The sequence below is a fragment of the Alcanivorax sp. genome, from assembly GCF_051117345.1.
Taxonomy (GTDB): domain Bacteria; phylum Pseudomonadota; class Gammaproteobacteria; order Pseudomonadales; family Alcanivoracaceae; genus Alcanivorax.
On the sequence record NZ_JBNPEC010000228.1, the window covers coordinates 1 to 14,989 of the forward strand.

Genomic DNA, 14,989 nt, shown 5'->3' on the forward strand with positions numbered 1-14,989 from the left:
CGAATGGCATTCTGACTGGAAGTGGCAGCGGGTCGCACCACATTTGTCTCCCCTGGCCGGACGGCGGGTGCTGGATGTGGGCTGCGGCAGCGGCTATCACTGCTGGCGAATGGCGGCGGCCGGTGCTGAGCAGGTGGTGGGAATCGATCCGACCATCCTGTTTCTGGTGCAGTACCTGGCGGTGCGCCGCTTCGCGCCTTCCTCCCCGGTCTGGTTTTTGCCGTTGCGCATGGAGGAACTGCCTGCGCAGACGGAGAATTTCGATACGGTATTCTCCATGGGCGTGCTCTATCATCGCCGTTCCCCGCTGGACCACTTGCTGGAACTGAAAGCAGTGTTGAGCGAAGGGGGAGAGCTGGTATTGGAGACCCTGGTGGTGGAAGGCGATGCACAGACAGTGCTGATGCCCGAGGACCGTTACGCGGCGATGCGTAATGTGTTTTTCCTGCCTTCCGTGGCCATGCTCGAACGTTGGCTGCAACGTTGTGGTTTTGTGGATATCCGCTGTGTGGATGAGAGCAATACGACGGTTGAGGAGCAGCGGGCCACCGACTGGATGCGGTTCCAGTCGTTACCGGATTTTCTGGACAGTGACGACCCGACCCTGACCCGGGAAGGCTATCCCGCGCCGCGCCGGGCCGTGCTCATTGCTCGCAAACCCTGACGTGGGTGGCAAGGCCGGTGGCAAAGTAAATGCTTACCACAAAGCCGGATAGCACATTCTTTGAGGAATGACTGAGACAGGTGGCCGTCTGTGTACTGTGTAGGGTGCACTGGGCCCAGCGGCAGCATTGCTTCCTCTGCTCAGATTGCTTTCGCCTGGGTCGAAGCCTCCAGTAACTGATCTACCAGCTGTAGTCGCAGACGTTCGTCCAGAACGGATAAGGCAGGAGACAGCGCTTCCATGAGCGAGGCCTGGTTGGCGCCACTGGCCAGCTCGAGCAGCTGCCTGGACAGTTGGCCGGTTGCTTCGGGGGCGGATTGCAGCGCGACCAGTTGTTTGCGTGCCGAACCGCTCAATGCAATTTGAGATGTGTCCGTGGTGTCTTCCAGGGTATTGAATGCCCGATTAAGCAACTGCACCACGCCTTCCTCTTCCTGTTGGTTGGCACAGTGCACGCCGATGCGTGTCGGCAGGGAAATGCAGAACTCATCCAGCTCGAATTCCTGACTACTGAACCACTGCTGCAGCCGTTGCGCCATTGCCATGGCGCCATCCACGGCAGTGGCCGGCAAGACCACGAACAGGGATTGGCCTGACTGGCAGCTCACCAGTCCGTCTTCACAACGTTTGGTGGCATGCATTTGATGCAGGACCTGCGCAAGCAAGCGCTGAATTCGCTCGGCGCCGATATCCGCCTTGATGGACGCCAGCTCCTGAAACCGGATAGCGAGGATGCTGAGGGGCTGCTGATGTCGCCGACAAAGCGACATCGCCTGGTGAATCATCTGCTGGCTATGGCTGCTTGCGCGGCTGCTGGTTGTCACGGCAGTCATTGGGTACCTCGGGACCACACATTAAGATGACGTTCCATTCGTGGGAGCGTGTACGGGCTCTTAACAGTGGGCATCCTTTCCCTTGGTTTTTACTCTAATGAATTCCCTTGGGGTGGGCATTGCGCGCATACTTTATTTAACAACATTGTCTTGCTCTGTTACCAAAACCGGTTGTTTATCAGCCAATTAGAGCGGATGGAAAGAAGGAGTGAGGACATGTCCATAATCTGGGTAATCGCAACGGCGGTGTTGAGCTCTGCCATGACACTGGCGGTGGTGGCGCTGTGGGGGCGTTTCTACTTTCAGCCGCGGCTGCGTGACAACATGCAAAAAGAGCTGGATGAGCAGGTGGAAAAGGCTGCTCAGGTGCTTTCTTCACGGGTGGAAGAGGGGGTGCGCCGCGGCCTTGCAGAAGGCGTCCGCAATCTGGATACCCGGGAAGTGCTGGAAGGCGCCAGCCGCAGCCTGGCCCGTTCCAGCGCGGAGCTGGTCGGCGAACGCCTTGGGCAGATTTTTGGTGCGCCGAAGAAGAATCGATAAATTATTGGCAGGGCGTTATTTGGGTAACCCTCGTTGCAGCTTATCGCTCGGCGCTACAGCTTGCCCCTGGCGGGGAGCAGTCGAGCCAGCAGGAAGGCAATACCAAGGCTGAGCATGGCCAGGGATAGTACATCCTGCTGCAATGCCTGCAGGGTGGTTTCCCAAAGTGAGGACGCCTTGAGCAGCGACAGCAGAATCAGCAAGGTACCGGTGAGGGTGAAGAACTGGTCCAGCTTGCGGGCTCGTCGTAGTTCTCCGCGCAGATGACGCAGCTCCTCGAGGATGTCTTCCTGAATCAATTGCTGACGAGCCACCTGTTCCGCCAGTTCTCCGACCTGCTGAGGCAGGGTGGCCAGCTTCTCCAGCCATACCGGGTCTTCACGGCGCAGCAGGTCGAGCAACTCCTTGAGCCGGACATGGTCGTCGAGCCAGTTGCGAACCAGTGGCCACAGGCTGAAATTCTCAATCAGGTCGGTGAGCTGGGCGATTTGCCTGTCGCTGCCGGTGACGCGCAGGGATTCGTGATCGGTCAGTGGCTCGCTGGCAAACAGCCAGTGAACCATGGCTCCCAGAGGGCCCCGGACACGGATATCCACGTTGCCTTCGTAATCGGTAAGCAGCTCCACGCCATCTTCATAGATAAGTACATAGAGCACCCAGAGCGGGCGCTCGGCACGAATCCGCACGACAGTGCCGTGCAGGGCGGCTAACCTGTCTCGGCCGGGCTGGCTACCTGTGAGCGCCTGATTGAGTGCGCTCTCCAAACCACCAAGCACAATCAGCTGGGGGAAACTACCGGTCTGAGGCATAAGTGACGGAAAATCCTGTCCTGAAATGGGGCCGCGTTGTCGCTTCGGGTCCCGATTTGTTGCCAAAAATTACGTTATCTTGCTTATATTTAGGGTGCCAGCTACCTATACTAGGCACTTTTATAATAAAGGGCACCTCCCATGATAGGTTGCTGCCTTAAAACGACATTGGCTTTTTAGACCGGGATTGGCGAAAGCGGGATATGTTTGTCTTGGCACTGTCGCGTTACAGTGCATAAGCCCTTGGAGGGGAGTTGTTTTTCAATGCTGGAATCATTGCTTTCGTACCCGGACTTCTGGAAGTACGTCAGTATACCTTTCATCGCCGGTGCCGTAGGGTGGATCACCAACTGGATGGCCGTCAAAATGACGTTCTATCCACTGGAATTCATTGGTATTCGGCCAATCTTCGGCTGGCAGGGGATCATTCCCTCCAAGGTCGAGAAGATGGCAGGTATAGTTGTCGACAAGGCCCTTTCCAAACTGGGCAGTCTGGACGAGTTCTTTCGCGAGATGGAGCCGGAAAAGATCGCCGCCCATCTCACCCGCACCATCCAGCTACGTATCGAAGAGTACACCGATGAGGTGATGACCGAGCGCAATGCTGTGCTCTGGGAAAACCTGCCGTTGCTGGTGCGCAAGCGTGTCTACGCCCGCGCACGCCGGGCTATTCCCGCTGTCATGGATAATGTGGTTGATGACATCAGCCGCAATCTGGACAGCCTGGTGGACATGAAGCACATGGTCATCACCCAGATGAGCGAAGACAAGGCGCTCATGGTGCAGATGTTCCAGGAAGTGGGTGATCCTGAATTTCGTTTCATTACCAATTCCGGTTTCTACTTCGGTTTCCTGTTCGGTCTGATTCAGGTGCCGGTGTTCATCTTTGTGCCGGAAAACTGGGTGTTGCCGTTCTTCGGCTTTATCGTCGGTATCGCCACCAACTGGCTGGCTCTGAACCTGATTTTCCGGCCGCTCAATCCGGTGAAAATCGGTCCTTTCCGGATTCAGGGGCTGTTCCTGAAGCGGCAGAAGGATGTGGCCGAGTCCTTTGCCCGGCTTGCCACGGATGAAGTCATTACCTTGCGCAACATCATGTACCAGGTGATCAATGGCCCCCGTGGAGATCGCACCAAAGCATTGATCAAGCGCCATCTCAAGCCGTTGCTCAATGGCGGAGTAGTGCGCACCGCTGCCCAGTTGACGGTGGGCCCGGAAGGTTACGCGGACCTCAAGAAAGCCGTTGAGGATAAAGCCGTGGATCTGGCTGTGGAGCCGTTCGAGGATCAGGGCTTCAATAAGGAGCGGGGCCTGATTGTCGAGAAGCTGATGGCTGAGCGCATGCAGGCACTCAGCTCGGAAGAGTTTCAGGATCTTCTGCGGCCAGCTTTCCAGGAAGATGAATGGATTCTGATCGTGGTAGGCGGCTTTCTCGGCGCCATGGCTGGGCTTGCACAGCTCCTGTTCATGTTCGGGGCCATCTGATGGAAACACTGCAAATAGACATTGCCACCCTGGGGTGGTTGCTGTTTGCAGCGGCGGGAGCGTCCTCTCTATTGACCCTGGTACTGATGGGGTTGATTGGCCATTTTTATCTGGGGCCAAAGATTGAACGCAAGGTGGATCGCCGTCTTGAAGAGGGCGCCAACCAGTTGGAAGAGCGCTTGAGGAAGCGGATTGTCGATCTGCTTACCGGGCGCTCCAGGGACGTGATCCGCAACAGCGCCCGGGATCTGGCCCGAGGCATGGGGCTGATCGGCAATCGGCGGCCGGATGATGACGATGATCTGGATGGGCAATAGCCCGATCTGATGAGAAATTGATCACATAAGCGATCGTTGATCAATTGTCAGACAAACCTATGCAAACCTGCTTTACTACCCCCTATAATTTACCCCTCGCGTTGATGCTGTTGCTTGTTGCTGCGCTGCATCTGCTCGTGGAATTACCTTCGGAGTTTGGATCATGTCCGACGATAAGCAGAACGAAAAAGAAGAGCGGAATCCTAGCCCGCTAAAGGCTCTTAGTGGAGCCTCACGAGACATTCGCAAGTATACCCACCAGATCTGGCTTGCCGGTCTGGGTGCGTTCGCACGGGCCGAGGAAGAGGGTAGCGGCTTTTTTGATGCCCTGGTTGAAGCTGGTCGAGAAGTGGAACGCCACACCAAGGACAAGACCGAGTCCCGGGTGGAAGAGATTAAGGAACGGGTTCGCCATCATACCGGCGAGACCATGGACAAGATGGAGAAGGCCTTCGATGATCGCCTGAACAAGGCGCTGTCCCGCTTGGGGCTCCCCAACAAGCGGGAAGTCGAAGAGCTGGAGAAACGGGTTCATGAGCTTACCAGTGCTCTGAGTAAAGCTGAGGAAGACGTACATACTTCCACTGAATCCGACACTCCAAAACGCCGCAGCCGCAAGAAGAGCTGAGGCGTCCAAACAGTGTTGTAGCGCACACCGCTAACCCCTTAGTGGTGTCTTTTGACGGGTACCCCCTTTGGTACCCGTTTTTTTTATGTCTGAAATAAGCACGCCCCACACAACTAAGGGCGCCGTCCGGGATATCCATATGTGTGCTGCACGCGTCCTGTCACGGTGGTGTTGGCGAGCAATGCTTACACCTCGAGGATACGGGCGGGTATGGCCCTGATCACTCGGAACGACTGTGCCAGCCTGTCACCCTTGGTAACGTCCCCGTGCCCCAATTTTGTTCACAGGTTCATGTCAATGGGCTTTTTCTGCAATAAAATATGACAAATCCGTGAATAGCCCATAAAAAACAGCGTAAGAGGTTGATCTTTAAGCATTTTATTAGTTGGTTAAAAAATAGACATGTCGTCAATAGCCGTGAAAAACCGGTGAGATAGGGCGGTTGTGTACTGGCTATGCACAGGGTTATCCACAGGTTCTGTGGAAAAGAATTTCTAGGATGTGATTGAACCGATGCGTGGTAAGGATCGGTTACCTGAGTGGCCTGTTTGAGACAAGGAAATGGCGTTTTTACACAAGGCTATTAGTGTTCACCTACGGTTGGCTGTCATCTTGGTGTCACCTGGCATGGCTAAAAAATAATCGCTAAGTTGCTGAGAATATTAACGTTTACTATCTGTGTAATTATCCATCATTGAGAGGAAAAGGCCTTTCCCCGGGGCCTGTAGACGGTTCTTCTCAGCTTTTCCACAATTCTATCCACAGGTTTTGTGAGTAACCCCCCGATGGTTGTGCTGCTGTGCGCACCGAATAGTTTAAAGTGTCAATCCCTGCACTGGTGGAAAATCATGCAAACAGCCGAAAGGTCCGCTGTTAAAGGGCTGTAGCGTGTTTTCCTGAGGTCCTTCACAGAGTTGTCCACAGAGCATGGGGATAGTTGCTGGCTTGTGCAAAAGTAATGCCTGCTGGGGGTATGGCAGAAAGGGAGCTGGTTTTGCGGGGGCAGGTTGGGCTAAGAGGGGGCCGGCTTCGGGAATGTCGTCAACAACGGGGCCGATTGGCAAACAAAAAAGGGCGCCTTCAGGCACCCTTTTTTGTCAGGAAAGCAAAGATCAGAAACGGTGTTCGCCGTTGTCGATGCTTGCCTGGGTTTCCTTGTCCAGCTGCTGGTAGCAGTTGGCCTTGGGGAGCAATACGTAGACCGCATTGTCCTGCTGGCTCAGATCGTACTTCTGCTCTTTCAGCTTGTTTTTCTGGTGCTTGAAGGTGCCAGTGGTTTCCATGGCCTGCTCGTTGATGCGCAGGAACACGGGAATGGCGTAGTGGGGCAGCTCACGCTTCAGGTAGGCACACAGCCCCTGGAAGTCGAATTCGCTGTGATGGCAGGTCAGACGAACCTGTGCCATGCCGGCCCGGCCATTGGTGTTGGGGATTTCCACACCGTAAACCACAGACTCCTGAATGCCATCATAGCCATCCAGAATCTGCTCCACTTCGGTGGTGGACACGTTCTCGCCTTTCCAGCGGAAGGTATCGCCCAGACGATCCACGAACTGCGCATGGCGGAAGCCGATATCTCGCATCATGTCGCCGGTGTTGAACCAGGCGTCGCCCTTCTTGAAGACGTCACGGAAGATGGATTTTTCGGTCTTCTCCGGGTCGGTGTAGCCGTCGAACGGGGTCTTGTCGGTGATCTCGCCGAGCATCAGGCCGGATTCGCCCTTACCCACCTTGATCATGTTGCCGTTGCTGTCGCGTACCGGCTCGTCCCGTTCCTTGTCGTATTTGACGATGGCATAGCTGACCGGGGAAAACCCCACGGTGTTGTCGAAGTTGAACACATTGGTGAAGGCCACGTTGCCCTCGGAAGAGGCGTACAGCTCTACCACGCGGTCAATGCCGAAACGGTCCTTGAACTCCTTCCAGATGCTCGGGCGCAGGCCGTTGCCAACAATGGTGTGAACCTTGTTGTCCTGGTCGTTGGGCTTTTCCGGTTGCTCGTGCAGATAGCGACACAGTTCGCCCACATAACCAAATGCGGTACAGCCGTGACGGCGGATATCTTCCCAGAAGCCGCTGGCGGAGAACTTGCGCGCCAGTACCAGGGTGCCTGCAGGGGCCAGCACCGATGCCCAGCAGATGACCATGCCGGTAGCGTGGTAGAAGGGCAGGGTGGTGTAAAGGCGATCGTCAGCGTTGAGGCGCACCGCCGAATAGCCAAAGCCACCGTAGGCTTTTTCCCAGCGACCGTGGTTGAACACGACAGCTTTGGGCAGGCCAGTGGTGCCGGAGGTATAAATATAGAACAGCGGATCGCGCAGGAAAGTCTGTTTGCTGGAAGCCGGGTTTTCGCTGGAGCAGTCCTTGATTTCGCTGGCCAGGTTCTTGTAACCGGCGGGAGCGTCACCCGGGTTTTCCAGGGTGTCCTGGTCGGCGAAGAAAAAGAAATTGTCCTTCAGATCCAGGTCGCTACGGATCTCTTCCACGGCGTCTACCAATTCCTCGCCAATAATGGCGGCCTTGGGTTTCACCAGATTGAAAGAATGAACCAGTACCTTGCCGCGCTGGGAGGTGTTGATCAGCGCAGCGCAGATGCCCAGTTTAGCGCAGGCGGCTACAGCGACGAGCAGTTCCGGGCGGTTTTCGATGTTGACGGCGATAGTGTCGCCTTTTTTCAGGCCGATGGAGGCCAGGTAATCTGCCAGTCGGTTAGCCCAGGCATTGAACTGCTTGTAGGTAAGCTCGGTGTCTTCGTAGATCAGGGCGGCGCCGTTGGGGTTCATTCCGGTGGCTCGCTCGATGGCCATGCCCAGCCCCAGAGGCTTGGTCGTGTCAGTGATCTTGGCCATCCGCGAGCCCTTGATCAGGCCTGGCAGATTGCTGACCACCTCGGGAACCTTGGACAGAAGCTTGGGCAACGTGATGATGTCGGCGTTGCTCATAGGATCTCCATTAGTCTGTGTTCTTGGAAGGCCCAGGCACAACACACCATAGGATCAGTCGATACAGGCCAATGATTCGATCACGGCATGTAAACGGTCATCCGAGGGCTGTTCAGCCGGGAACCCAGTATTGGCAAGCGGGCGCTTACCTTAACCGTAGCACCATGGCAGGGCAAGAGCCCTGCCCGGTAGCTGTGCCTGGGCAGATTGCGGCGGTTCGTTGTGGCCTTATCTGCCCGATGCAAATTGAAGCACAGTGGAGTGTCCCTCTCCGTTTGTAAAATGTCACTGACGGATTATGACTCTGAGTTGTCCGCCTTGATGCTGACCAGTAGTTGCTGGCGTTTGACCTGACTGCCAACGGCCAGGTCCACGGTCTCCACGGTGCCATCACAGTCCGCCTTGAGACTGTGTTCCATCTTCATGGCTTCCATGATTACCAGCACCTGGCCTCGTTTCACGACATCACCGGCCTTCGCGCATACCTCGATCACTGCCCCGTCCATGGGCGCGCGAATCTGGCCCGAACCGGCCTGGTCGCTGCTGCCCGCTGCGCTGTGAGTAGCATCCTCGAAACAGACGCTGTGGCCTTGGCATTGCAGCCAACTTTGCTTGCCATCCTGGAACATCCGATAGCACTGGCGAATACCGTCGATGCTCGCCAGGCCAGGGCCGAGGGGTTCGATGCGGTGTTTGTCCTCACCGACAATCAGGTCGGCATGGTTGTCCTGATAGCGGATGTACACGGTCTGTTCGTGCTCGCCACAGCGAAGCTGGACCGGCTGGGCACCCAGAGTGCTGGAGTGCCAGCCGCGCAAATCGCTGGAAGGGGTTTCCACTTCGCAGCGGAGCAGAGCGGCCAGGGCCCAGAGCTGGCTGGATGGGGCGTCGCCCGCCATGCTGGCGTCGTCGGCAAAATCCTGACCGATAAAGGCGGTGGTGGCTTCGCCCCGGGCAAACACCGGGTGACGCAGAATGGCGGCCAGGAAGGTGCGGTTATCCCGGACTCCCATCAGCACGGTATCTTCCACGGCACGGATCAGGCGTCGGCGGGCGTCTTCACGGCTGTCGCCCACGGCAATGATCTTGGCCAGCATGGGGTCATAGTGACTGCCCACCTCGTAGCCTTCGGTCAGACCATGATCAATGCGCACGCCATCGCCGCTGGCCGGTTGCCAGCGCAGTACCGGCCCTGTTTGTGGCATGTAGTTCTGCGCGGGGTCTTCCGCGTACAGGCGCACTTCCATGGCATGGCCGGTGAGTGTGACCTGCTCCTGGCTCAGTGGCAGCGGTTCGCCGCGAGCGACCTTGATCTGCCAGGCCACCAGATCCAGGCCGGTGATCAGTTCGGTGACCGGGTGTTCCACCTGCAGGCGGGTGTTCATTTCCAGGAAGAAGAAATCGCCTTCCGGCGCCAGCAGGAATTCCACCGTGCCGGCCCCCACATAGTTGCAGGCCTTGGCGGCATTGACTGCGGCTTCGCCCATCTGCTGGCGCAGGGTTTCATCCACCGCCGGGGAGGGCGCTTCCTCCACTACCTTCTGGTGGCGGCGCTGTACCGAACAGTCGCGCTCGCCCAAGTGAATCACATTGCCATGGCGGTCGCCGAACACCTGGATTTCCACGTGGCGGGGTTGCATCACGGCACGCTCCAGGATCAGCTCGTCGCTGCCGAAGGCACTCTTCGCTTCCTGGCGCGCACTCTTTAGCTGGGCGGAAATCTCGCTGGCATCGGTAACCACCCGCATGCCACGGCCGCCGCCGCCGGCGCTGGCCTTGATCATCAGCGGCAGGCCGATGCGTTCGGCTTCCTTCAGCAGGGTGGCGTCGCTCTGGTCTTCACCTTCGTAACCGGGAATACAGGGCACACCGGCCTCGATCATGGCGATCTTCGACAGACGCTTGGAACCCATCAGGTGGATGGCATCTTCATCGGGGCCGATAAAGGTGATGCCGGCGTCCTTGCAGGCCTTGGAAAAGCCGGCGTTTTCCGACAGGAAGCCATAGCCTGGATGCACCGCGTCGGCGCCGGTCTTGCGGCAGGCATCCAGCAGGGCATCCACGTTCAGGTAGGAGGCGCTGGCCAGTGCCGGGCCCACGCAGACCGCTTCGTCAGCCAGTTGCACGTGACGGGCACCGGCATCCGGCTCGGAATAGACCGCGACAGTCCGGTAGCCCAGTGACTGGGCAGTGGTGATAACCCGGCAGGCAATCTCGCCACGGTTGGCAATCAGGATTTTTTCAAAGCTCATTGTGGTTCCTTACCGGTGTTCCGGTTGAAAATTCTTTCCCGTAGGGGCGGCGCTTTAGGCGCGAACAGCTCAGGAGCGAGGTACGAGTGACGAGTAGCGAAATGCAAAAACGAAGCGCATGGTTATAGGTTTCGCTGCTCGTCACTCGCTCCTCGCAACTGTTATTCTTATTGCTTCCAGGATGCAGGGCGTTTCTGCACAAAAGCCATGGTGCCTTCCTGGCCTTCTTCGCTGTTCACGGCCGCGGAGAAATCCTTTGCCGCTTGATCGAGCAGTGCCTCCATGGGCTCATGGCCCACGTTCAGTACCAGCGCCTTGGTCACCCGGTTGGCATGGGGCGCGCATTTGCGAACCGCTTTCAGGGTGTCTTCCAGCAGGGCATCCAGGCCATCTGCGTTGGCGGCCACTTCGTGGACAATACCCAGCCGCCGGGCTTCTTCGCCCTGGAAGCGGATGCCGGTGAGGGCCAATCGCCGGGCCTGGGTAAGGCCGACCCGCTCAACTACAAAGGGAGCGATCTGGGCGGGGATAACCCCGAGGCCGGTTTCCGGCAGGCCGAAGGTGGCGCCGCTGTGGGCGATGGCTACATCGGAGATGCAGGCCAGACCAAAACCACCCCCCAGTACCGCGCCTTCCAGCACCGTAATCACGACCTGCGGCTGGTGGTTGGCGGCGGTGATCATTTCTCCGAAGCGACGATTCAGCTTCTCAAAGGCATCGCTGTCGCCGCTGGCAGCCTGTTGGCGCGCGCCGGCCATATCCTTGATATCGCCGCCGGCACAGAAGTGACCGCCAGCGCCACGCAGCACGATGGCGCGCACGTCGGTGTCATCCTTCACCGCTTCGAACACTGCCATCAGCTCGTTGACCATGGTCAGGCTCATGGCGTTGCGGCTGTCCGGCCGGTTCAGGGTGATATGCAGAACCGGGCCGTCCTGGTCGATTTGCAAGGTTTCGGTGCTGGGTAAGCTCATGCATCGCCTCGTTGTTTTCTGTAGGAGCGTCGCTGGCGGCGCGAGTCTCCGACCGTTTGTGATCGCGTCGCGAGCGACGCTCCTACGGATGGGTTTTTCCTGCTGTTATTTCTTCTTGCCTGGCAGAATATCCATGGTCTTGCAGATAATGCCGAGCATGACTTCGTCGGCACCGCCGCCGATGGAGCCCAAACGGCCGTCGCGGTAAAGCTGGCCGGCGGGGTTTTCCCACATGAAGCCGTTGCCGCCCCAGTACTGCAGGCAGCCATCGGCCACTTCACGGCTCAGTCGACCCACTTTCAGTTTCGCCATGGACGCCAGTTGCAGCACGTCCTTGCCGTTGATGTACATCTCGCAGGCCCGGTAGGTGAGGGCGCGCAGAGATTCCACTTCGGTCTGCAGTTCGGCCATGCGGAAGTGCACGGTCTGGTTGTCGATCAGCGGCATGCCGAATACCTGGCGGTCCTTGGCGTAGGCAATGGTTTCGTCAATCACATGCTGCATGCCCATCAGGCTGTTGGCGGCGGCGAACAGGCGCTCTTCCTGAAACTGCATCATCTGCATCATGAAGCCCATGCCTTCCTGGCCGACCAGGTTGCGCTGGGGCACGCGCACGTTGTCGAAGAACACCTGGGCGGTTTCCGAGGAGCGCATGCCCAGCTTGTGCAGGGGCTTGTCCACGGTGATGCCGGCGGCGTCTTTCGGCACGATGATCAATGACTTGTTCATGTGCGGCTTGCCGTCTGAAGTCTGCGCAAGCAGGCAGAACCAGTCGGCGCTGGGCGAGTTGGTGATCCACATCTTGGTGCCGTTGATCACGTAGTCGTCGCCGTCCTTGGTGGCGGTAGTCTTGATGGCGGCCACATCGGAACCGGCATGGGGCTCGGATACGGCGATGGCGGCTACCATGTCACCGGCAATGGCCGGGGCCAGATAGTTCTGACGCAGTTCGTCGGAGCCGAAGCGGGCCAGGGCCGGCGTAGCCATGTCGGTCTGTACCCCGGTGGAAAGCGGGACACCGCCGCAGTGAGTGCGCCCCATTTCCTCGGCCATCACCATGCCATAGGAGTAATCCAGCCCCATGCCACCAAACTCGGCCGGCTTGGTGACCCCCAGCAGCCCCAGATCGCCCATTTTCTTGAACACCTCATGGATGGGGAAGCGACCGGCTTCTTCCCATTCCTTGACGTGGGGGTTCAGTTCTTTCTCGACAAAGTTGCGTACTGTGCGGCGCAGTTCTTCGTGTTCTTGAGTGAAAAGCATGGTAAGCGTCCTGTTTGTTTGGCTCGGCTTGTCGAGCGCTTATATGTCTGTATTTTTCGGCTATTTTGGTGGCTGAGTTAACAGTTAAGAGTTAACAGTGAACAGCGAAAACAGGCAGAGACCGCTGGTAATTCTTTCAGCTGTTAACTATTCACTATTCACTGTTCACTGCCTTTAAAGTCTCGCCACCCCGAACGCATTCGGGTGCAGCTCGCGATGCTGGGCGTCGACGCAGATATCCAGGGCATAGGCCACTACGCGACGGGTGTCGCGGGGGTCGATGATGCCGTCGTCCCACAGCCGTGCCGTGCCGTAGAGGGCGGTGGACTGGCTGTCGAGTTTCTGGGCGGTGGTCTGCTGGAGCATGTCGAGCACCTTCTCGTCAGGCTCAATGCCGTTGGCTCGCTGTTTGGCCTCAGCCACGATGCGCAGCACCATCCCGGCCTGCTGGCCGCCCATGACAGCAACCTTGGAGTTGGGCCAGGCAAAGATGAAGCGCGGATCCAGGCCGCGGCCACACATGGCGTAGTTGCCTGCGCCGTAGGAGCCACCGACGACAATGGAGATCTTCGGCACTCGGGCGTTGGCAACCGCCTGCAGCATTTTCGAACCGTGCTTGATGACGCCGTTCTGTTCCGCGTCGGTGCCCACCATGAAGCCGGTGGTGTTGTGAAGGAACAGTAATGGTCGGCGGGTTTGGTCACAGAGCTGGATGAACTGGGCGGCCTTGGCGGCACCTCGCGGGGTGATCGGGCCATTGTTGCCGATGATGCCCACGGGCTTGCCTTCGATGGTGCTCCAGCCGCACACGGTGGCGCTGTCCCAGTCGTTTTTGAAATCGAGGAAGTCGGAGCCGTCGGCGATGCGGGCGATGATCTCGCGCACGTCGTAGGGTTTCTTGGCGTCGGCGGGGACCACGCCGAGCAATTCCTCGGCGGCGTAGCGGGGCGGTTCGACGTCGTCGCTACCCGGTGCTGCCCGGCGCCAGCCCAGCAGCTTGACCAGATCCCGGGCCTGGCGGATGCCGTCGGCATCATTCTCCGCCAGGTATTCGGCGGTGCCGGCTGTGCCCGCGTGCATTTCGGCGCCACCCAGCTCTTCATCGGTGGCGATTTCGCCGGTGGCGGCTTTCAGCAGCGGTGGCCCGGCCAGGAACATCTTGGCGCGCTCGCGTACCACCACCACATAGTCGGACAGGCCCGGCTGATAGGCGCCACCAGCGGTGGCGTTGCCGTGGACCACGGTGATCTGGGGGATGCCGGCGGCGGACAGTCGCGCCTGGTTGGCGAAGGTACGGGCGCCGTCCACGAACACTTCTGCCGCATAGTTCAGGTTGGCGCCACCGGATTCCACCAGGCTCACCACCGGCAGCTTGTTTTCCATGGCGATGCGCTGCAGACGCAGGGTCTTGTGCAGGCCGGAGGGCGAAATGGTGCCGCCCTTGATGGCGGAATTGGAGGCAGTAACCAGGCAACGAACGCCGGACACATAGCCGATGCCGGCAATGGTGCCGCCGCCGGCTTCGGTGCCGTCCTTGTCGTCGTGCATCTTGTAGCCGGCCAGGTTCATCAGGCTCAGGAACGGCGAGCCGGTGTCCAGTAGGCGGGAGATACGCTCGTGGGGTAGCAGCTGGCCGCGTTTCTCGAATTTGGCGCGCTTGCCTTCGGCGGTATCGACCACGGCCTGCTCAATGGCGCGGAACTCTTCCACAGCCGCCAGCAGAGCGTCGCGGTTCTGCCGGTATTCCTCGCTGTTCGGGTCCAGTGCGGATTCAATGACTGACATTACAGGTCCTTGAAGACATCGGGGGTGGTGGCACGGTGGAAGCCGTCAAACGGCTGGCTCTTGTCGTGGTCGGGCAGCGGGAAGATCGCCACGTTGCCCTGGCTGGCGGCGCCATCGATGCGCAGGGTATCGCCGCTGATGAAGGCGGCGGCGTCGCTGAGCAGGAAGCAGATGGCACCGGACACTTCCGATTCGTTACCCATGCGCTTGAGTGGCACCGCGGCACGCAGGGTTTTCAGAGTCTGCTTGAAACCTTCCGGGTAGGTGTCCATGCCACTGGACATGATCCAGCCCGGGGCCACGGCATTGACGCGCACACCGCAGCTGCCCCACTCGTAGGAAGCGGTCTGGGTGAAGTTGACCATGCCGGCACGGGCGGCGCCGGAGTGGCCCATGCCGGGCATGCCGCCCCACATGTCGGCGACGATGTTGACGATGGCGCCGCCGTTGCGATTCATGCCCTGGGTAAACACTTCCCGGGCCATCAGGAATCCGCC

Annotated in this window: 13 protein-coding genes; 5 read left to right on the plus strand and 8 right to left on the minus strand. The window is 58.6% G+C overall.

The window, feature by feature from the left end; all coding sequences use genetic code 11:
* Positions 1-664, plus strand: a 664-nt coding sequence (cmoB, locus tag ACFE0K_RS14630) for a tRNA 5-methoxyuridine(34)/uridine 5-oxyacetic acid(34) synthase CmoB (RefSeq protein WP_434536757.1), incomplete at its 5' end; no start/stop codon positions are given.
* Positions 665-804: 140 nt separating this feature from the next.
* On the opposite strand, the gene ACFE0K_RS14635 is transcribed toward cmoB, so the two are convergent.
* Positions 805-1,497: a diguanylate cyclase gene (locus ACFE0K_RS14635; RefSeq protein ID WP_434536758.1), complete on the minus strand. Its 693-nt coding sequence runs from the start codon at positions 1,495-1,497 to the stop codon at positions 805-807.
* 216 nt (positions 1,498-1,713) lie between these two features.
* On the opposite strand from ACFE0K_RS14635, the gene ACFE0K_RS14640 reads away from it, so the two are divergent.
* Entirely contained in the window at positions 1,714-2,037 is a 324-nt protein-coding gene (locus ACFE0K_RS14640; protein ID WP_434536759.1) for a hypothetical protein, read from the plus strand.
* Between the two features lie 53 nt (positions 2,038-2,090).
* On the opposite strand, the gene ACFE0K_RS14645 is transcribed toward ACFE0K_RS14640, so the two are convergent.
* Positions 2,091-2,846 (minus strand): hypothetical protein, encoded by a 756-nt coding sequence (locus ACFE0K_RS14645; protein ID WP_434536760.1) that lies wholly within the window; start codon positions 2,844-2,846, stop codon positions 2,091-2,093.
* Between the two features lie 264 nt (positions 2,847-3,110).
* Between ACFE0K_RS14645 and ACFE0K_RS14650 the strand changes: the two genes are divergently transcribed.
* From ACFE0K_RS14650 to ACFE0K_RS14660, 3 genes are all read left to right on the plus strand, one after another.
* On the plus strand, positions 3,111-4,331 hold the full coding sequence (locus ACFE0K_RS14650) for a DUF445 domain-containing protein (RefSeq protein ID WP_434536761.1): 1,221 nt from the start codon (positions 3,111-3,113) through the stop codon (positions 4,329-4,331).
* Positions 4,331-4,648 (plus strand): hypothetical protein, encoded by a 318-nt coding sequence (locus tag ACFE0K_RS14655; protein WP_434536762.1) that lies wholly within the window; start codon positions 4,331-4,333, stop codon positions 4,646-4,648. Before ACFE0K_RS14650 ends, ACFE0K_RS14655 begins: the two co-directional genes overlap by 1 nt.
* 163 nt (positions 4,649-4,811) lie before the next feature.
* The gene (locus ACFE0K_RS14660) at positions 4,812-5,276 is read left to right on the plus strand and encodes a phasin family protein (RefSeq protein WP_434536763.1); all 465 of its coding nucleotides are present in this window, start codon (positions 4,812-4,814) and stop codon (positions 5,274-5,276) included.
* A 1,112-nt stretch (positions 5,277-6,388) separates the two neighbouring features.
* Here the strand turns inward: ACFE0K_RS14660 and ACFE0K_RS14665 are convergent.
* From ACFE0K_RS14665 to ACFE0K_RS14690, 6 genes are all read right to left on the minus strand, one after another.
* On the minus strand, positions 6,389-8,218 hold the full coding sequence (locus tag ACFE0K_RS14665; RefSeq protein WP_434536764.1) for a long-chain-acyl-CoA synthetase: 1,830 nt from the start codon (positions 8,216-8,218) through the stop codon (positions 6,389-6,391).
* Between the two features lie 296 nt (positions 8,219-8,514).
* Positions 8,515-10,470, minus strand: a complete 1,956-nt coding sequence (locus tag ACFE0K_RS14670; protein WP_434536765.1) for an acetyl/propionyl/methylcrotonyl-CoA carboxylase subunit alpha — start codon at positions 10,468-10,470, stop codon at positions 8,515-8,517.
* A 167-nt stretch (positions 10,471-10,637) separates the two neighbouring features.
* A complete protein-coding gene (locus tag ACFE0K_RS14675; RefSeq protein WP_434536766.1) occupies positions 10,638-11,444 on the minus strand; it encodes an enoyl-CoA hydratase/isomerase family protein in 807 nt (268 codons plus the stop codon).
* A 105-nt stretch (positions 11,445-11,549) separates the two neighbouring features.
* Entirely contained in the window at positions 11,550-12,707 is a 1,158-nt protein-coding gene (locus ACFE0K_RS14680; RefSeq protein ID WP_434536767.1) for an acyl-CoA dehydrogenase family protein, read from the minus strand.
* A 174-nt stretch (positions 12,708-12,881) separates the two neighbouring features.
* On the minus strand, positions 12,882-14,492 hold the full coding sequence (locus ACFE0K_RS14685; RefSeq protein ID WP_434536768.1) for an acyl-CoA carboxylase subunit beta: 1,611 nt from the start codon (positions 14,490-14,492) through the stop codon (positions 12,882-12,884).
* Positions 14,492-14,989 (minus strand): SDR family oxidoreductase (locus ACFE0K_RS14690; protein ID WP_434536769.1); only part of this gene is annotated, 498 nt, incomplete at its 5' end. The genes ACFE0K_RS14690 and ACFE0K_RS14685, both read right to left, overlap by 1 nt.